Here is an 18,941-nt window from a genome sequence, read left to right as displayed (position 1 = left end):
GGGGCGGGCTTTGCGGCCCGCCCCGCAACTATTTAAACCTGTTTATGAATTTTCGGTCTCGTCCGCTTTGGGGGCTTCAAGTTTTGCCACGGCCCCGGTGTTTCCGGTTGCTTCGGAATGCTTGCTGATCACCCGTTTGAGTTCATCAACATGTAACGTTTCCTTGGCAACGTGCTTGGTGCGGTATCCGGCGCGACCAATCATGTGAGCCGAAACAGGCGCGGTGAGCAACTGCAATCCCCAAGCCAGCACCAGCACGGGAACCAGAATCCAGCTACGCAGGTGAATGGCTAGTCCAGCAAACAACAGCAAGAATCCGAGCACTTGTGGTTTGGTCGCCGCGTGCATACGCGAGAGCAGGTCCGGGAAGGTGATCAAACCAATCCCGGCGATCAGTGACATCAGCGAACCCACCACGAGCAGCACTGCGACAACAATCTCTAAGAAGAAGTCCATCAGGCATTCCTCTGATCCGAGACGAAGCGGGAGACCGTGACCGAACCGATGAATCCCAGTGTGCAGGCCACCACCACGAACAGCAGATAATCCGTGTGGCGGTTGATGGCCATATCCAGGCACAACGCGCTGGAAATGATCAGCAAGATGACGTCCAAGGCCAACACTCGATCAAGGATCGAGGGGCCTTTGAAGACTCGCCACAGGCAGGCAATTGAGGCCAGAGCCAGCATGACTCCACCAATCCATACCGCAGTTTCAATCATTTAGTTGGCCTCCTAGCGGAGAAATCCGGGCCTTCTTCGGCTTTGATTGCTTCGTATTCGTCGGGACTGCCGATGGCCATGATCAACCGACGTTCGATATCACGGATATTAGCTCGCGCTTTTTCCACTTCTGCGTCACTATTCACGTCGAGGTAGTGCAGGTACAGCGTTGAGCTGCTGCGGTCTACATCAACGACGAAAGAGCCTGGGATGAGGGTCAGCACGTGTCCTACCGTCATCACGATCAGGTCTGATTCGGTGCGCAAAGGGACCGCAATGACTGCGCTGCGCGCCTTTTGGCCACGTACTACAGCAACCCACGCCACGTGCACGCTGGCCGCAAAAACTTGCCCGATAAACCAGATGAACAACTTCAGGCAATACCAGAGGTTAATACGACCTGGCAGAACTACCGGCGGTAACGGGAATAGATTCACGATGATGATTGACAAGATCGCGCCAAAGAGCAGGTTGCCTATGGAGAAGTCTTGCCACAGCGCGCCCCAGACGAAAATCAGCAGTAAGAGCAGCGGCCATTCCTGCTTGAAGGTGGCACGATGCCGGACACCAGAGGTATCCAGCGCATCATCGATACGCTGGTCGCGAGGTGTGAGGTCCTTAGGTTGCATGTCTTCGCCTCCTAACTCAACGGTAGTACTGCGTTGATATATGGTTCACGGGCAATCAGCTCGGCCGCTACACGCTGGCAGAATGCAAAGATCGGCCCGGCAAAAACTGTGAGTGCAATACCTGCCACAACCAGCGAACCGGTGGCGTAGCGCATGCCCCACGGCAGCGATTCCGCTTCCAGCTCACGAGCAAGCTTGCGTCCCAAATGAGGTGCCTGGGCGCCACCGACGGCAGTTTGTTCCAAGACTCGGGCAGATTCGGCCACCAGTTGTGCGCTGGGCACCTCGGCGTCTGCCGCACGGCGCCAGAACATACGTGCCCACACACGAATAATTGCCAACAAGGTCAACAGGCTGGTCAGCAGTCCTGCGCCGATCACGACCCAAGTGAGCGCGTCTGCATCTGCTGCGGCGGCATGCAGCAGTCCGAATTTTCCGAGGAAACCGGAGAATGGTGGAATACCGCCCAGGTTGATTGCCGGGATGAAGAAGAGGATTGCTAATGCCGGGGACAGCTTGGCCAGAGAACCGAGCTTGGTGACGTTTGCGCTCCCGGCACGGCGTTCAATGAGTCCTGCCACCATGAACAATGAGGTCTGCACAATGATGTGGTGACCCACGTAGTAGATTGTGGCAGCAATGGCCAATGGGCCTCCGACCGCCACACCAAAGATCAAATATCCAATGTGACTAGTCAGCGTGAAGGAAAGCATACGTTTGAAGTCTGTCTGCGCCAACGCACCAAGAATACCGATGACCATGGTCAGGGTCGCAACGACCAAGAGCGCGGCATTCACCGACCCACCGGGGAAGAGCAGGGTTTCGGTACGCACAATCGCGTAGACGCCGACCTTTGTCAGCAACCCGGCGAACACTGCCGTGACCGGGGCTGGTGCCGTCGGGTAGGAGTCCGGAAGCCAGAGCGAAAGCGGGAACACGGCGGCTTTAATGCCGAAGGCAATGAGCAGTAAGACGTGCAGGATCAGCTGCGGGCCCTGATCAAGCTCCGGGAGTTTGACGGCTAGGTCTGCCATATTCACGGTACCCGTAGCAGCGTAGATCATCGCGATGGCCATCAGGAATATCACCGATGAGACCACCGAAACGACCACATAGGTGGTACCGGCTCGAATACGTTCTGCCGTGCCGCCCAAGGTGAGCAGCACGTAACTGGCGGTCAAGAGAATTTCGAAGCCGACGTAGAGGTTGAAGAGGTCAGCGGCGAGGAATGCGTTGGAGACGCCGGCTAGAAGAATCAGGTAGGCGGGGTGGAAGACCGATACTGGTCCCGGTTCGTCTCCATCGGCTAAACCTTGACTGGTGGCAAAGAGCAGCACCGCCAAGGAAACCACGGTAGAGATCAGGAGCATGAAGGCGCTGAAGCCGTCGACCATCAGCGCGATACCGAACGGTGCATCCCAGCCGCCAATGTGGATGGCGTAGCTTTCTCCGCCCCAGACGGCGGCGACCATTCCAACTTCCAGCACCATGGTCAGGCATAAAATTCCGATAGTAATCAGACGCTGGGTACGTAACCGGCGACGGGCCAGGAAGGCCGCGCCAGCACCGAAAATCGGGAGTAGGACTGCTAAGGGGGAGAGTTCTAGAAAGTTCATTTTTACTCCTCCCCTTCTCGAATTGGTCGGCCTTCTTCATCGACGAATTCCGTCGTGTCCTCGGCTACCGGTGAATCTTCTTCTTCGTCATATGCGGTGGACTGCGAAACCTTGATATCTTCGGTATCGTCGGCCACGATATCCGCGCTGGTCAGCGCCCAGGAGCGGTAGATCATGGCGAGCAGGAATGCGGTTACCGCGAAAGTAATGACAATCGCGGTGAGGATCAGCGCCTGTGGCAGCGGGTCAGAGTATTCGCTCGGATCCCGGTTTGAGTCGAATAACGGCGCGACACCGCGCCGTCCGCCGGTGGTCAAGATCAACAGGTTCACCCCGTTGCCCAACAGCATAATGCCCAACAGCACCCGGGTCAGTGTGCGTTCCAGCACCAGATAGAATCCCGCGGCCAGCAGCACCCCGGTGATTACCAGGAAGGTAATGTTGACGCTCATCGTCCCACCCCCAAGGTTGCGGAGTGGCTGACATCGTGTTGCTCCACCGGCGAGCGTCCTTCAGACAGCTCATCGATTTCGCTACCCAGTGAGCGTAGGACGTCCTGTACGAGACCAAGGACCACCAAATACACTCCAATATCGAAAATTGTTGAGGTGACGAACTTATGTTCGCCAAAGACTGGCAACCAGAATTCCCAGGCATACATGGTGAAGATCGCGTCACCAAAGAGCACCGGTACCAGCCCGGCGAGACCGGCCAGAGCAAGGCCACCGCCGATAAGCATGCCCGGGGCAATGCGCATTGATTCGGAAAGTTCCACACGCCCGCCGGCTAGATATCGGATGGTCAAAGCCAGTCCGGCGATCAATCCACCAGCGAAGCCGCCGCCTGGGGTGTTGTGCCCGGCGAGCAAGGCATAGACACTGAGCAACAACACGGTGTGGAAGACCAGCCGTGTGACAACCTCAAAAATAATGGAACGGCGTTCGGCTACCAAGGTGTTACCGGCCATCAGCCAGTCTTGGTTGCTGGAGGTCGCGAAACGGCGTGCCACCCGCAACCCAACTTCCTTGCTGTTCTGGTCTCCCATTGCCTCGGAACCGCGGTCGATGCTTCCCGGGGCCACCTCATGGGCGCGTAGCCGCGTGCCAAAGCCGCGACCGGCAAAGATCAGCGAGGCCACACCGGTAGCTGCCGCGGCAAGCACGGTGATTTCTCCGAAGGTATCCCAGACGCGAATATCAACTAGCGTCACGTTGACAATGTTTTTACCGAAGCCCTCGTAGTATGCCAGGTCCGGGAAGGACAGTGATATTGGTGCTTCGCTGCGTGCGGCCAACATTGCGATCGCGATGTACACCACCATCAGCGCCAGCGCGATGGCCAGTACCGCCCGGCCCCACTTGATAGTTGTCAGCCCGACCCAAAGCCGTTTAGGCAGAGCACGCAGCGCCAGCACGAAGGAAACCAACACGATAGTTTCAACCAAGAGCTGGGTCAGAGCCAGATCCGGGGCACCTTGCAGTGCGAAGATCGCGACCATACCGTAACCGGTCACCGAGACCATCAGCACTGCCATGAAACGTTTTGGAGCCACGATAGCTGTCACACAACCGACGATGATAATTGCACCGATCACCAGTTGTGCCGGGTGGTCAGCGATAACCCAATTTGTCGGCCATGGTGTTTCAACCGTCAAGGCGATGGACAGTGGCAAGATGAGCACCACCATCAAGATCACGCCCAGGTAGAAGGACAAAGAACCACGCTGGGTGCGGCCGGTAATCCAAATCGCAACACGGTCAACGACGTTGATGCTCACACGGTAAAGTTCTTCGGCAGAAATCATATTGCGCCGCAACGGTGCGCCGGTATCGGTTCGTTTACGCAGCCAGAAGAACAAGATACCGATGCTCACGGAGATCGCACTCAGACCCAATGCCGAGTTGAACCCGGCGAATAGCTTCAAATGCATGTCACCCGGTCCGCCTTGTAATAGCGACCAATGCGCTACCAGTGGTTCAATCAGTGCCGGGTAAAGGCCAAGAGTCAGGGTGCATAAGGTCAGCACCAGCAGCGGGCTGAGGAAGATCAGCGACGGACGTTTTGAGGTCGTCTGGCCGGCAATCTTTTTCTTCACGCCAAACGCGCCAACCAAGAAGCGCAGGGAGTACGCCATCGTCAGTGCCGCACCGAGGACCAAGCCAAGCAGCGCAAAGATTCCCCACCCGGTCTCCAAGTGCAGGGCAGCTTCGTAGACCGCTTCCTTGGCCACAAAACCAAAGAGCGGCGGAATACCAGCCATTGAGGCGACGGCGATAGCGGCGATCAGTGCCAAACCGGGCATGCTTCGGCGCAGGCCGGAGAGCTTACGGATGTCACGAGTACCGGTGTTGTGGTCAATGATGCCCACGGTGAGGAACAAGGTGGCTTTGAACAGGCCGTGAGCCAGTGTGAGGGCAAGCGCTGCGAAGGCGGCTTCGGCGGTGCCAAATCCAAAGATCGCAATGATGAAACCAAGCTGGGAGACGGTGCCGAAGGCGAGGATCAGCTTCAAGTCATATTGTTTCAGTGCCCGGAAGCCGCCGATCAGCATCGTCAGCACACCGATGCCGACGGTGATAGGAACCCAGAAGGTGGTGTCGGAGAAACCGGGGGCCAACCGCGCGATCAGGTAAACGCCGGCCTTCACCATGGCTGCAGCGTGGAGGTACGCGGAGACCGGCGTGGGTGCAGCCATTGCCCCGGGGAGCCAGAAGTGGAATGGAACCAGTGCGGACTTGGAGATCGCGCCAAGCAAAATCAGGGCGATGGCCACGTCGATAAACATGCCGCTAGCCACGAGTTGGTCCGATTGGGCGATCCATTCCGAGAGGCGATAGCTCCCGGTCTGAGCGCCGATCATCAGCAGGCCACCCAGCATGGCCAAGCCGCCAAAGGTCGTGACGATCAGCGCATTCATAGCCGAACGACGTGCGGTGATTAGATGCTGGCTAAAACCAATCAGCAAGTAGGAAAGTACCGAGGTGATTTCCCAGAAGATAAACATGATGATGACGTCATCTGCAGTCACCAGCCCGGTCATGGCACCGGCAAAGGCCACCATTTTGGCGGCGAATCCACCGATTTGCGGGTCATCATTTTTGAAGTAGCGGCCACAGTAGATCAGTACGAGTGCGCCGACACCCAAGATCAGTAACAGGAGGCTGGCGGCTAAGGCGTCCAAGCGGAAGTTCAGCCCGATATTCAGACCAGGCATCCACTCAATGTTCAGTGAAGGTGGCGCATGGGGAGCGCCGGAGGAAAGTGTCGGGTCAGCTGCAAGTACCGCAGGAATGCGGGTGAGCAACCAAATAAATCCCGCTGCAGGAACTATCGCTACAACATAAAAAGCATTTCTTTTAAATGCTCTAAACAGTATTGGACACAACACTGCCGTAGCAAAGAGTGCAATGAGAATTACTAACACACGTCTCCTCTGTCGACTGAACAAGGGGCCAGAGTCCGACGAACAAAAATGCCCGCTACGCAATTTTATCAGCCCAGAGCGGGATTTTATGCACTATCAAGGGGTATGCGAAGCTTTTGCGCCACGGGAGAACATCGGAATGAATTCCTAGAGCGGAATATCCTCCAGTAAATTCATTTACTGATCACCACAAACCTGTACGATGCCCACATGGGAACGAAAATTGAACCGGCGGTAATACAACCCGGTGACAAGTGGCTCAATAAATACACGTGGGCTTGGGCCAGTTGGGACTGGGGTCAGGCAGCAATCAACGCGGTGATGATCACGTTCGTGTTCACCGTGTATTTGACCAGTGAACTTTTCGGCGACACCGACCATTCCTCACTGGTGCTCTCTCAAGCTTTGTCACTGGCTGGTTTGCTGATCGCTTTGCTGGTCCCGGTGACCGGGTTGCGCGCCGATGCTGCGGGCCGCCGCAAACTCTGGATTATGGTCAACACCTTCTTACTCGTGGTGGTCTGTGCCGCCGGATTTTTCGTTTACCCTGATCCAAGCTTCTTGATCTTTGGTGTCGCAATCATTGCCGCGCTTTCACTATTCTCGGAGTTCGCCGGGGTCAACTACAACGCGGTACTCAATCAGATCTCTACCCGCGCCACCGTTGGTAAGGTCTCCGGATTCGGCTGGGGCATGGGGTACGTCGGTGGAATTCTTGCGCTGGCCTTGGTGCTCTTTGGGTTTGTGCAACCCATCTTTGACTGGCCCGGAGCAGACACCACCGATTCGCTGAACCTGCGCTGGGTCGCAGTCTTCAGCGCCGCATGGTGCCTGATCTTCGCTCTTCCCTTGTTCTTCGTGATTCCCGAGTCCCCTCCAACGGTATCCACCAAGATTCCCCTCACACAGTCCTACAAGGTCCTCTGGGGACGAATTGTGGGACTCTGGCGGGAAGACCGGAATCTATTGTTCTTCCTCGGCTCCTCCGCGGTCTTTCGTGATGGGCTCAGTGCAATCTTCACCTTCGGCGGCGTGATCGCTGCAGGAACCTTCGGTTTTACCTTGACCGAGGTCATCATCTTCGCCATTGTCGGCAATATGGTCGCCGCACTCGGTGCCGTGATTGGCGGCCGACTCGATGATGTGCTTGGCCCCAAAGCGGTTATCACCGGCTCGTTGATCGGCTTGCTGGTTGCCGGTGCTGGGGTCTTCTTCTCCCCCGGAGCCAGTGGATTCTGGATTTTCGGACTGTTGCTCACGCTCTTTGTTGGACCGGCACAATCCGCCTCACGTTCCTATCTGTCAAGGATGATTCCGCCTGGCCGCGAAGGTGAACTTTTTGGCCTGTACGCAACCACCGGACGTGCGGTCTCCTTCTTAGCCCCGCTGCTTTTTGGTCTGGCCATTGCCCTGGCTACGCCCTTCGTAGCAAGTGGAGAAGCCCAGCGCTATGGCATCCTAGGTATCTTGATAGTGCTATTGATTGGCTTGTTGCTACTGTTGCCGATTCAATCGCCACGCAAAACATCAGAAGTCTAAAAGTTCGCTCATTATGCGTCATTGACTAGCACAGTTGGGTTTCCTAATGATTGACTGTGGCTTATGAAGGATCAAGAACCTGCGCATGGTGTGGAGCCGCACGACAGAAATGTCGCCGAAAGACTTAACTGGCTACGTGCCGGCGTTTTAGGCGCAAATGATGGCATCGTCTCGGTGGCCGCAGTTGTGGTCGGTGTCGCTAGTGCCACCACCGCCAACGCACCGATCCTCACGGCTGGCGCCGCCGCGGTCATTGGTGGAGCGATATCAATGGCCTTAGGTGAATATGTGTCGGTGGCTAGCGCCGCTGACTCCCAGCGAGCGTTGATTGAAAAAGAGCGGGCCGAGCTGCGTGATACTCCCGAAGCGGAGCTCGCAGAGCTGACCGGACTGTATCAAGCTAAAGGGTTGAAGCCCGAGACCGCGTCACAGGTCGCACAGGAACTAACCGAGCATAATGCGTTGCTCGCTCATTTGGATGCCGAGCTAAATCTTGACCCGGACGAGGTACTCAGCCCGTGGCATGCTGCCTTCGCCTCGGCCATCGCATTCCTTACCGGCGCAATTTTGCCCTTCGCCACCGCGGTATTTTTGCCCGGCCCATTAAAAATACCGGTAACTTTTGCCGCGGTATTGCTTGCGCTGGCGGTGACCGGTGCCCTTGGTGCCAAACTTGGTGGCGCACCGCTGTTACGTCCAACGCTCCGGGTGCTCATCGGTGGAGCCGCCGCGCTGGTAGTGACCTTTGCGATTGGTTCCTGGCTGGGAGACAGTTCCTTAATGCAGTAAAAAGCCAAAAACCGTGGTGTCCCTCAAAGTTAAGGGGCGCCACGGTTATTTGCACTATTGCTGAAACTTAGTCTGCGATGTTCGTCCGGTGAAAATTCAAGTGACTGCGTGAAGCAGTTGGGCCACGCTGACCCTGGTAACGGTTACCGTAGGGGCCCGAACCATAAGGGTGTTCGGTGTCTGAGGTGAGCTTGAAGAAACAAAGCTGGCCAATTTTTGAACCTGGCCACAGTTTGATCGGCAAGGTGGCCATATTTGAGAGTTCCAGGGTGACGTGTCCGGAGAATCCCGGGTCAATGAAACCTGCGGTCGAGTGGGTCAGCAGACCGAGACGGCCTAAAGAACTCTTACCTTCGAGCCGAGCGGCTACACCGTTGCCCAGACTCACCGCTTCGTAGGTAGAACCTAGGACAAACTCCCCCGGGTGCAAGATGAAGGGCTCATCGGCAGCCACTTCAACCAGTCGGGTCAGCTCATTCTGATCCTGCTCCGGATCAATATGAGCGTACTTGTGGTTATCAAAGAGCCTGAAGAATCGGTCTAAGCGCACATCTACGGATGCGGGCTGCACCATCTCAGGGTCAAAAGGGGCTAAGCCAATTTCACCGGACGCAATTTCTCTACGAATGTCACCATCTGAATACAACACGTATCTAAAGTTATCTTGTTCGGTACCGGAAGTCGCAGTCTGGACGTAAAAAGAAGTGTAGAAATATCGCCGAAGTTGTACTTCGGCTCGCTTTCTACGCTTTACCGTCGGCTTTGAACTAGATTCGCGTAAGGAAGCTGACCGTGTTCTTTAATAAAGCGAGCCTGATACTCCACTAGTGCCGCGTTCAGCTCTTCAGCCGGGAGCTCTTTCCACGCGATCATAAGTTTCCCCACTCCGCCTAGCTGCCACAGCAAACGGCTATCCCAATGGCCCGGCGGCTTACCCGCACCAAAATCAATGATTTCCTTGAGTTGAATGCGGAGCCCACGATTACCTTGGCTTCCCGGGCCGGCTTTGCCCAGGTACAGGATCTGAGCCGAGTCCACCCAACGTTTACTCAAGTCTGCGACAGGCAACGAAGGGTCTTTCTTCTTGAAAATGCCTGCCGTGCTTTTCGTCAGAAATTTTGGGGTGTAGTCTGCCGGACGCAAGATGACAAAGAGTCCTTGGCGATTCGGTACCCGGTTAATTTCTAAGGTCTTGATGGGTCGAAAACCGGTAAACCCATCGGACTTCAGTTCCTTCATAGTCAAGTGAATTTCGGTCCTTGCTTGGTGGTTGGGTGATACTGCGGGACGCAAGCTACAGAACAGAGTCCGCCATACGATGTTACCCCCGATATTTGGTAGTAGAGATCGTCAGAGAATGATGCCTGTACCAGAGCGGAAAACATGTGCTTCTCCTCAAATTCTCATAAACTGCGCAGGTTTTCGGGCTATCGTGGAGAAGAGACCTGTGTCTTGCTTGCTCGAACACAACAGAAAGTACGTTTATGCGTTTGGCTTCAACCCTGACCAGTGCCATGTTGGCTGGTGTTGTTGTGCTCTCTGGAAGTGTCACGGCGCAGGCAGCTCCCAAGCCTCTTCCAGTGGTTCAGGCAGAGGAATTTAGTGACGCCGCGAGTTATCTTGCGCTGATCAACCCTCAAACGCAGCTCTCTCCAGCCGACTACACACCGAAGAAATTGGTAAATGTTGCTGGCACGTCAAACAAGCTACGCCCTAAAGCAGCCGAAGCCGTAGAAGGTCTCATGGCGGGAGCCCGTAATGCGGGCCATAGCCTGAAGTTGTTAAGCGCTTACCGCTCTTACGGACGCCAAGCGGTGCTGTTCAATCAGTATCAGGCCAAGTACGGCACTACCTACGCCGAACGTATTTCTGCTCGTCCCGGCACGAGTGAACACCAGTTGGGTCTGGCCGCGGACGTAGGCAGCATTGGTAGCAGCACAGACCTGAAGGAATCCTTCGGGCAGACTAAGGCCGGCATCTGGGTGGCTGAGCACGCCGCAGATTACGGCCTGATCATTCGATACCCGCAAGGTAAAGAGGAAATTACCGGGTACAAGTATGAGCCTTGGCATGTGCGGTATGTCGGCAAGGATCATGCCGCGGCGATGAAACAATCAAAGGCTGAAACCTTTGAGGAATATCATCAGATGCTTCGTGACGCAAAACAAGACAACGCCAAAGACGATGCTCAAACCGTAGAGAATTCGGTGACCGTCGAAGAAGAACCAAAGCCAGCTGCTAAACCGAAGAAAGAAGAAAAGAAGTCCGCCGAGGAATCGAATCACGTGAACGACGATGATTTGCTCGTGCTGCGCTTCCTTCCCCCATACCGGGACTGGGGCTTTGGCTTCACCCAGGAGTAGGTCAAGTTTGCTTAAGTCTTAAACACCACGGGATCCAGTTCAACAAGACTGGATCCCGTGGTGTTTAACTTCCGTGCTGCGTGCTACTTAGCGCGGACCGGAATACCGGTGAAGGTTGGCTTCATGGTCTCGGCAAAGAAGTCATTACCCTTGTCATCTACGACAATGAATGCTGGGAAGTCTTCAACCTCAATCTTCCAGATTGCTTCCATGCCAAGTTCCTCGTATTCGAGAACCTCAACCTTTTTGATGCAGTCCTGAGCCAGACGGGCGGCCGGGCCACCGATGGAACCAAGGTAGAAGCCACCGTGGTTATTACAGGCGGCAGTCACCTGTCCGGAGCGGTTGCCCTTGGCCAGCATGACCATCGAGCCGCCAGCAGCCTGGAACTGATCCACGTAGGAGTCCATACGACCAGCGGTGGTTGGACCGAAAGAACCCGAAGGCATTCCTTCAGGGGTCTTGGCCGGACCCGCATAGTAGACCGGGTGGTCTTTCAAATATTGTGGCATTTCTTCGCCAGCATCCAAGCGTTCCTTGATCTTGGAGTGGGCGATATCGCGGGCCACTACCAGTGGGCCGGTCAGTGAGAGACGAGTTTTGACTGGGAACTTTGAAAGCTCAGCCAGAATCTCAGTCATTGGCTTGTTCAAGTCGATTTTCACTACCGATGAGCCGCCGGTGCCCGAGACGCCTGAGGTCTCGTCATCGTGTGCGGCCAGAGCCGGGTGATTTTCATCTGGCATGAAGCGTGCCGGATCGGTTTCCAGCTGTTCAACGAAGAGGCCATCAGCGGTAATCTTGGCCATCATCTGACGGTCCGCCGAGCAAGAGACGGCGATAGCTACCGGCAGCGAGGCGCCATGTCGAGGCAAACGCACAACGCGCACGTCGTGGCAGAAGTACTTACCACCGAACTGGGCACCGATGCCGAAGTGTCGGGTCAGTTCTAGGACCTTTTCTTCCAGCTCGGTATCGCGGAAGCCACGACCGGTCATCGCGCCCTCTGTAGGCAACGAATCCAAGTACTTGGCCGAACCGTATTTGGCGGTCTTCAACGCCATTTCGGCGCTGGTGCCACCGATCACGATGGACAGGTGGTACGGCGGGCATGCCGCGGTCCCGAGCGAACGCAACTTCTCATCGAGGAACGTCAGCATGGCGTTCTCGTTCAAGATAGCCTTAGTTTCCTGGTACAGGAATGACTTATTGGCAGATCCGCCACCCTTGGCCATAAACAAGAACTTATAGTCCGTATCGTGGCCGGGCTTGGTATCGGCATATAGATCAATCTGGGCTGGCAGGTTATTACCTGTCGCTTTTTCTTCCCAGGTGGTGATCGGGGCAAGCTGCGAGTAGCGCAGGTTCAAACGCGTGTACGCGTTGTAGATGCCGCGGGACAGCGAAATCTCGTCCTGCTCCTGGGTCAGCACACGCTGTCCGCGCTTACCCATGACGATTGCGGTTCCGGTGTCCTGGCACATCGGCAGGATGCCACCGGCGGCAATGTTCGCATTTTTCAGTAGGTCCAATGCCACGAACTTATCGTTCGGGCTGGCCTCGTCATCATCAAGGATGTTGCGCAGCTGCTGCAAGTGAGCCGGACGCAGGTAATGATTGATATCGTGCAGTGCCGTTTCGGCCAGCTGCTCCAACGCTTCGGGTGCTACCTGCAGGAAGTTTTTACCGTCCGGTCCGGCGACTACGTCGACGCCTTCGGAGGAAATCATGCGGTATGGGGTTTGATCCTCGCCAATCGGCAGAAGATCTTCATAACGAAATTCAGGCATGCTCAGTCCTTGGAAATGAAGATGATTGCTCTTCACCTATTTTAGGCCTTTGTGCCAAAAAACCTCATTCGGTGTTTGCACCTGCGGGTTTTGCGCGACATGCTTGTCTACATGAGCTCCGAAAACAGCAATACCCCACTGGACGGAAACAACCCCGACGAACGTCCAAATATGGTTGTCGAAACGCCAATGGACCAGGAACGTGCCCGAGCCAAAACTCACTTTGAAATGATGTTGCAGGCCGGACTTAATAAACCTGAGCTCTCCGGTTCGGTGATCAGCGCTTTCATGACCGCCGAGGTGTACTTCCTCTCGCGGGAAGAAGTGACCGAAGAGAACAAAAATGCTCAACCTATGCTGCTGACCAATCCACAAGGCGCAGCGATGGTGGCTTTATTCACCGGCTTGGATCGCATCCCCGGTACGTACATCGACATGGCACCCTATGGCGTGAAGGTTCAGGGTGCCACCATTGTGCGTGCCTTAGAAGGCACCGGTTTTGTGGTGAATCCGGGAGATGAATTGAGTTTTGAGGTCCCAGCCGATGGCGTGGCAATTCTGAAGGAAGAACTGCTGAAGCAGAAACGCGCCGAGTAAGCTCGTAGTCTTATTTTGGCTTCACCGAATGCAGATTTCTGACCTGACCTTTTCGTAGGATAAGCTGGGTTTTGCCCGGGCCGTCAATAGGCCGCTCGGTGCATTGCGGGCGTAGCTCAATGGTAGAGCGCTAGCTTCCCAAGCTCGATACGCGGGTTCGATTCCCGTCGCCCGCTCGCATTTAGAAACGTCGGGACACCCCAGGGTGTCCCGACGTTTTGCATTGGCATCAACCCAGACTTGTTGAACCGAGGAGTCCGAATGACCGGTGTACTGTCAGGATTCTCGATTATCTGGATAGTGATTTTGGTGGGCTATCTGGTAGGCCGCACCGGGGTGCTCGGTGAGCAAGGCCGCCATGTGCTCAGCCGGTTGACGTTTTTTGTCGCCAGCCCAGCACTGCTATTTGTTACTCTGGCCGAATCGGATCCCGTCGCAGTTCTTGGTCCCTTGATGTGGGTGGCGGCTATTTCTGCCGGACTCACCGCAGTGATCTACCATGTGGCGACCTACAAGTGGCTGCGCCGCGAGCCAGCCGAACGGATCGTCGCGGCGATGTCCGCTTCGACCGTGAATTCAGCGAATCTTGGTTTACCTATAGCCCTGTATGTACTTGGCGATATGTCCCATGCGGCGCCCATCATCCTCTTTCAATTGGCGATCTATCAGCCGATTAACCTTGCGATGCTCGATGCCACCACCAGTACTCACCGCACCACCCCGATTGCGCTGCTGGTTGCCACAGCGAAAAACCCTATGATCATCGGCTCTTTGTTAGGGCTGGTGGTGGCATTGACTGGTTTTGAGGTTCCGGAACTCGTCTTAGCACCCATTGAGCTCATTTCAGGTGCGTCAATTCCCGCCATGTTGATGGCCTTTGGTATTTCCTTAGTTGGTTCCAAGCCGCTGGATAAGAAGTCCGGGCGCCGAGCCGATGTGTTGCTCGGTTCAGCCGCCAAATTATTCATCCAGCCGTTGATTGCATGGCTCGCCGCAGCCTATCTTTTTGGACTCACCGGTGGGATGCTCGTTGCCGCGGTAATCATGGCCGGGTTGCCTACCGCGCAGAATATTTTCATCACCGCCCAACGGTATGAGCGTGGTGTGACCGTTGCGAAAGATACGGTGTTGATCACCACTATCTGTGCCATACCCATGATGGTGCTACTGGCTTTAATGCTTGGAATTTAGCCACGATCAGGTCAGTAAGTGTGGATGCGCAAAAGAAGTTATATGACGCGTCAGTTGCTTCGTCGAGGTATTCACGGGAATCTTACGGAATACCGCGTCGCTAAGCACAGTTGATCAAGGTATAGAACACCTCGTCACCTCACATAGTTAGGCCATCATGAAGCGCACAGCTCCACTCCTTGCAATCACTGCAGTACTCGCACTGGCACTGAGTGCGTGCGGCTCCTCAACCACGGGCTCCGACGCCTCCGGCGCCACCGACGAGAATCTCCTGCAGCACGTTGAATCCAGCGGTGTCCTGACCGTTGGTACGGAGGGCACCTACCGACCTTTCTCTTACCATGAGGCAGATAAGCTCACCGGCTTCGATGTCGAGGTCATTGAGGCTGTGGGCGAACAGCTTGGGGTCAAGGTCGAATTTCAGGAAACTCAGTGGGACGGCATTTTTGCCGGTCTGGAAGCTGGCCGATTTGATGTGATTGCCAATCAGGTCAGTGTGACTCCTGAACGCGAAGAAAAGTACCTGCTTTCTAAGCCATATAACTACTCCAGCGGTGTCATCGTCACCAAGAGCGACAACACCGACATCACCTCCTTCGACTCGCTCAAGGGAAAAACCACCGCTCAGTCGTTGACCAGTAGCTTCCATGATGACGCTAAAGCCGCCGGCGCAAAGATCCAGGCCGTAGAGGGCTGGGCACAGGCGGTCACCCTATTGAAGCAGGGACGTGTGGATGCGACCATCAACGACAAGCTGACCTACTTGGACTCGCAGAAAACCAACCCGGATGACGGCATCAAGATTGCTGCGGAATCAGCAGACAAGACTGAGACCGTGGTGGCGCTGAAGAAAGATCAGCCAGAACTTCGTGACGCTATCAATGGCGCATTGGATGAACTTTCTGCCGACGGCACGCTGACAAAGATCTCGGAAAAGTACTTTGGTGAAGACATCACCAAGTAGCTAACCTCCTTCAACACTTCGACACGTAAACTGGCCCCAAGGAACCCCTTTGGGGCCAGTGTCCGTTGCAAAGGACGGGAAGAGAATAAATGGATTCACTTTGGCAGCTAGCTTTGGACTCGTTGTGGCCTATGGTCAGTGGCGCACTGGCGGCCACCATTCCTCTGGCAATAATCAGTTTTGTCTTAGGACTTGCCGTGGCGCTGATGGTCGCCCTGATGCGGATCAGCACAAATAAAGTAGTTTCAGGCATTGCCCGCGGCTATATTTCGATTATTCGCGGCACGCCACTGTTGGTACAGCTGTTCGTGATCTTCTACGGACTGCCTTCGATAGGGGTCACCATTGACCCTTGGCCGTCGGCCATCATCGCTTTCACACTCAACGTGGGTGGTTACGCCGCAGAAATTATTCGCGCCGCGATTCTCTCGGTTCCAGGAGGGCAGTGGGAAGCTGGCTACACCATTGGCATGTCCAAGACCCGCACGCTCTACAAGCTGATCTTGCCGCAGGCGACTCGCGTAGCTATTCCGCCGTTGTCCAACACGTTTATTTCATTGGTCAAAGACACTTCACTGGCCTCGATGATTCTCGTGACAGAAATGTTCCGGCGTGCCCAGGAAATCGCGGCCACCACCTACGAATTTATGTTGCTTTATATGGAAGCGGCGGCCATTTACTGGGTAATCTGTTTGGTTCTCTCTGCAGTGCAAGACCGTATGGAAAGCAGGCTTGAAAAGTATGTCGCCTAAGGCTCTCACCCCCTTGCTCAACGTCACCGATCTGCATAAATCTTTCGGCACTAACAAGGTGCTGCGTGGCATAGATTTTAGTGTTCAGTCTGGCGAAGTACTTGCGTTGATTGGCCCCTCGGGTTCGGGAAAAACTACCGCGTTGCGTTGCCTGAACGGTTTGGAATCTCCCGATAGTGGAGTCGTTGCTTTTGCCGGCGGACCCGAGGTCACGTTTCAGCCTGGTCTGCCTGCTAAGAAATCTCAGGTCCTGCGGGACCGCTCGGCAATGGTGTTCCAAGGACACCACTTGTTCCCTCACCTGACGGTCCTCCAGAATGTGACTATTGGCCCGCTGCAGGTTCAGCGCAGACCGCGCGAGGAAGTCATGGCGCGCGCTAATGAACTGCTTGAACGCGTTGGCCTTGAACAAAAGTCGAGCGACTACCCCTCCTCGCTCTCAGGTGGACAGCAACAGCGCGTAGGCATCGTGCGCGCGCTGATGCTCCAGCCAGACCTTTTACTCTTTGATGAGCCGACCAGTGCACTGGATCCAGAGCTAGTAGGTGAGGTGCTCAGCGTCATTAAAGAGCTCGCCCAAGAAGGCTGGTCGATGGTGCTGGTTACCCACGAGCTCGCATTCGCCCGCGATGTAGCCGACACGGTGGTGTTCATGGACGATGGAGTAGTTGTTGAACGTGGTCCTGCGGCCCAGGTGCTGGGCAACCCGACCCATGAACGAACTAAGGCTTTCATGCAGCGGTTACTGCACCCTTTCTAAATCAGCCACGAACTTTTTACGTGCCGTTTGTCACTTCACCGCCATTGCATGCGTAGGCTATGGACATGGCTGAAAGTACTTCGCAGGAGAACATCACGGCGCTCAAAGATGGCTACGCTTTCGACGGCGCATGCCTTGAACTAGGCGCTGCAATTGTTGCGGGAAATCCCGTTACAGAAGCCCAAGTTCGGGTTCCGTTGCGCATGCTCAATCGACACGGACTCATTGCCGGCGCTACCGGCACCGGAAAGACCGTCACCTTACAGCTGATGGCGGAGCAGTTGAGCGCCCACGGGGTGCCTGTATTTCTCGCAGACATCAAGGGTGACCTCGGCGGTCTTGCCCAAGCGGGGTCGGCAAGCGAAAAGCTCAGCACGCGGCTTTCAAGTATTGGCCATCAGTTCACCGCACGGGCTAACCCGGTGGAATTCCTTGCCCTGGGTGAAGGAAACGACGGTATCTCGGTACGTGCCACAATAGATTCTTTTGGCCCTATCCTGCTTTCACGAGTCCTCGAACTCAACGAGACGCAAGAAGAATGTCTCCAATTGGTCTTCCACTATGCCGATCAACGTGAGCTGCCTATGGATGATCTCAAGGACCTCAAAGCCGTTTTGAGTTTCCTGCTCAGCGATGAGGGCAAAGACGACCTCAAGGGACTTGGCGGTGTTCCTTCCGCCACTGCCTCGGTGATCTTGCGTGGGCTAACCATCTTGCAGTCTCAAGGTTTAGACAAGTTCTTCGGCCAGCCAGAATTTGATACCGCTGATTTCCTCCGGCTTGATGAGTCAGGCAACGGAATGATCAGCTGCTTGGAGCTTCCTTCGCTCAACCGGCAGCCATTGTTGTTCTCAACATTCATGATGTGGTTGCTGGCAGATCTTTTTGAAGATCTGCCAGAATCCGGAGATTTGGATAAACCAAAACTCGTATTCTTCCTGGATGAAGCCCACTTGCTGTTCAAGGATGCTTCGAAGTCTTTCGTCAACGCGATTATCTCCACGGTGCGCTTAATTCGTTCCAAAGGTGTGGGACTGTTCTTTGTCACCCAGTCTCCTTCCGACTTACCAGATGAGGTACTCGGACAGCTCGGTAACCGTATCCAACATGCGGTGCGTGTGTTCACTCCGAAGGATGGCGAGGCGCTCAAGGCAATCATCAAGACCTTCCCTTCTGGTCCGCTAGACCTGCAACAGGCGCTGACCCAGGCCGGCGTGGGCGAGGCGGTGATCACCGTGCTTAACGAGCGTGGGGCTCCGACCCCGGTGGCGTGGACTAAGCTCACCTCCCCCGGTTCGCATATTGGTCCGGCAGCACCTGAAACTCAAGCAGCACTCATTCAAAGCTCTGCACTGGCACCGAAATATGGCACCGCCGTGGATAGGCGCTCGGCCATGGAGATGCTCAGCGGCGAACCAGCCGCCGATGCTCAAGCCCCAGCTGAGACTTCACCCGGCGCGGCTAATTCTTCGGATCCACAAGATGTGGATGCCGAGGCGCAAAGGATTGCCGATTCAATTCTTGGCAAAACCACCACGATGCCACCAAATACCCAGCCTCCCACAGGCGCTGGACCGGCAAACACTGCTACGCCATCTTCGTCACGTACAAATTCTTCCTCGGCCCCCTCAAATCCTCCGCGAGAGCCAGCTCAATCTTCAAACAATCAAGTCAACCCGCTGATGGACTTTGCTCTGGACGCAGCAAACAGCATTGGACGTGAATTGCTCCGTGGAATGTTCGGCACAAAACGCCGCCGACGCCGCCGTTGAGTTACAACCTCTGAACCGAAACCCGCTAGCCTG

18 protein-coding genes and 1 tRNA gene are annotated in these 18,941 nt (G+C 55.4%); 10 read left to right on the top strand and 9 right to left on the bottom strand.

The features are described 5' to 3' along the window. Nucleotides 1-42 precede the first annotated feature (42 nt). Genes mnhG through VJ369_RS05385 form a run of 6 tightly spaced genes read right to left on the bottom strand, consistent with a single transcriptional unit; the run spans nucleotide 43 to nucleotide 6,391 of the window. A complete protein-coding gene (gene mnhG, locus VJ369_RS05410) occupies nucleotides 43-456 on the bottom strand; it encodes a monovalent cation/H(+) antiporter subunit G (protein WP_324091088.1) in 414 nt (137 codons plus the stop codon). Further along, nucleotides 456-722: a monovalent cation/H+ antiporter complex subunit F gene (locus tag VJ369_RS05405; protein ID WP_096255500.1), complete on the bottom strand. Its 267-nt coding sequence runs from the start codon at nucleotides 720-722 to the stop codon at nucleotides 456-458. Before VJ369_RS05405 ends, mnhG begins: the two co-directional genes overlap by 1 nt. Next, entirely contained in the window at nucleotides 719-1,351 is a 633-nt protein-coding gene (locus VJ369_RS05400; RefSeq protein WP_324091087.1) for a Na+/H+ antiporter subunit E, read from the bottom strand. The genes VJ369_RS05405 and VJ369_RS05400 overlap by 4 nt, the downstream gene beginning before the upstream one ends. Nucleotides 1,352-1,362: 11 nt before the next feature. Further along, a complete protein-coding gene (locus tag VJ369_RS05395) occupies nucleotides 1,363-2,967 on the bottom strand; it encodes a Na+/H+ antiporter subunit D (RefSeq protein WP_324091086.1) in 1,605 nt (534 codons plus the stop codon). A 2-nt stretch (nucleotides 2,968-2,969) separates the two neighbouring features. Next, nucleotides 2,970-3,419, bottom strand: a complete 450-nt coding sequence (locus tag VJ369_RS05390; RefSeq protein ID WP_188682784.1) for a Na(+)/H(+) antiporter subunit C — start codon at nucleotides 3,417-3,419, stop codon at nucleotides 2,970-2,972. Next, nucleotides 3,416-6,391 carry a Na+/H+ antiporter subunit A gene (locus tag VJ369_RS05385; RefSeq protein WP_324091085.1) on the bottom strand — a complete coding sequence of 992 codons (2,976 nt, stop codon included), beginning with the start codon at nucleotides 6,389-6,391 and terminating at the stop codon, nucleotides 3,416-3,418. Before VJ369_RS05385 ends, VJ369_RS05390 begins: the two co-directional genes overlap by 4 nt. 210 nt (nucleotides 6,392-6,601) lie before the next feature. On the opposite strand from VJ369_RS05385, the gene VJ369_RS05380 reads away from it, so the two are divergent. Together VJ369_RS05380 and VJ369_RS05375 are read left to right on the top strand one after the other, a co-directional pair. Beyond that, nucleotides 6,602-7,930: an MFS transporter gene (locus VJ369_RS05380; protein WP_324091084.1), complete on the top strand. Its 1,329-nt coding sequence runs from the start codon at nucleotides 6,602-6,604 to the stop codon at nucleotides 7,928-7,930. 63 nt (nucleotides 7,931-7,993) lie between these two features. Next, the gene (locus VJ369_RS05375; protein ID WP_324091083.1) at nucleotides 7,994-8,719 is read left to right on the top strand and encodes a VIT family protein; all 726 of its coding nucleotides are present in this window, start codon (nucleotides 7,994-7,996) and stop codon (nucleotides 8,717-8,719) included. A gap of 67 nt (nucleotides 8,720-8,786) precedes the next feature. On the opposite strand, the gene dcd is transcribed toward VJ369_RS05375, so the two are convergent. Further along, nucleotides 8,787-9,368: a dCTP deaminase gene (dcd, locus tag VJ369_RS05370; RefSeq protein ID WP_096255512.1), complete on the bottom strand. Its 582-nt coding sequence runs from the start codon at nucleotides 9,366-9,368 to the stop codon at nucleotides 8,787-8,789. 101 nt (nucleotides 9,369-9,469) lie between these two features. After that, nucleotides 9,470-9,958: a hypothetical protein gene (locus VJ369_RS05365; RefSeq protein WP_324091090.1), complete on the bottom strand. Its 489-nt coding sequence runs from the start codon at nucleotides 9,956-9,958 to the stop codon at nucleotides 9,470-9,472. 245 nt (nucleotides 9,959-10,203) lie between these two features. Here VJ369_RS05365 and VJ369_RS05360 point away from each other — a divergent pair, with 245 nt between their 5' ends. Further along, nucleotides 10,204-11,082: a M15 family metallopeptidase gene (locus VJ369_RS05360; protein ID WP_324091082.1), complete on the top strand. Its 879-nt coding sequence runs from the start codon at nucleotides 10,204-10,206 to the stop codon at nucleotides 11,080-11,082. Nucleotides 11,083-11,165: 83 nt separating this feature from the next. On the opposite strand, the gene VJ369_RS05355 is transcribed toward VJ369_RS05360, so the two are convergent. Continuing rightward, nucleotides 11,166-12,872 carry a fumarate hydratase gene (locus VJ369_RS05355; RefSeq protein ID WP_324091081.1) on the bottom strand — a complete coding sequence of 569 codons (1,707 nt, stop codon included), beginning with the start codon at nucleotides 12,870-12,872 and terminating at the stop codon, nucleotides 11,166-11,168. A 111-nt stretch (nucleotides 12,873-12,983) separates the two neighbouring features. Here VJ369_RS05355 and VJ369_RS05350 point away from each other — a divergent pair, with 111 nt between their 5' ends. From VJ369_RS05350 to VJ369_RS05320, 7 genes are all read left to right on the top strand, one after another. Continuing rightward, the gene (locus tag VJ369_RS05350) at nucleotides 12,984-13,469 is read left to right on the top strand and encodes an SseB family protein (RefSeq protein WP_324091080.1); all 486 of its coding nucleotides are present in this window, start codon (nucleotides 12,984-12,986) and stop codon (nucleotides 13,467-13,469) included. A gap of 105 nt (nucleotides 13,470-13,574) precedes the next feature. Continuing rightward, nucleotides 13,575-13,645, top strand: a tRNA-Gly gene (locus VJ369_RS05345). Nucleotides 13,646-13,730: 85 nt separating this feature from the next. Then, complete coding sequence (locus VJ369_RS05340) at nucleotides 13,731-14,660, top strand: AEC family transporter (protein ID WP_324091079.1); 930 nt, start codon at nucleotides 13,731-13,733, stop codon at nucleotides 14,658-14,660. 157 nt (nucleotides 14,661-14,817) lie between these two features. Next, nucleotides 14,818-15,624 carry an amino acid ABC transporter substrate-binding protein gene (locus VJ369_RS05335; protein ID WP_324091078.1) on the top strand — a complete coding sequence of 269 codons (807 nt, stop codon included), beginning with the start codon at nucleotides 14,818-14,820 and terminating at the stop codon, nucleotides 15,622-15,624. Between the two features lie 89 nt (nucleotides 15,625-15,713). Then, entirely contained in the window at nucleotides 15,714-16,376 is a 663-nt protein-coding gene (locus VJ369_RS05330) for an amino acid ABC transporter permease (RefSeq protein WP_324091077.1), read from the top strand. Next, nucleotides 16,366-17,136 carry an amino acid ABC transporter ATP-binding protein gene (locus VJ369_RS05325; RefSeq protein ID WP_324091076.1) on the top strand — a complete coding sequence of 257 codons (771 nt, stop codon included), beginning with the start codon at nucleotides 16,366-16,368 and terminating at the stop codon, nucleotides 17,134-17,136. The genes VJ369_RS05330 and VJ369_RS05325 overlap by 11 nt, the downstream gene beginning before the upstream one ends. 65 nt (nucleotides 17,137-17,201) lie before the next feature. Then, the gene (locus VJ369_RS05320) at nucleotides 17,202-18,908 is read left to right on the top strand and encodes a helicase HerA-like domain-containing protein (protein ID WP_324091075.1); all 1,707 of its coding nucleotides are present in this window, start codon (nucleotides 17,202-17,204) and stop codon (nucleotides 18,906-18,908) included. Nucleotides 18,909-18,941 lie beyond the last annotated feature (33 nt).

Origin of the sequence: Glutamicibacter sp., assembly GCF_035257265.1 — a bacterium.
GTDB lineage: Bacteria > Actinomycetota > Actinomycetes > Actinomycetales > Micrococcaceae > Glutamicibacter.
Note: the sequence above shows the minus strand (reverse complement) of the source record. Positions and strands in the feature narration are given on the sequence as shown.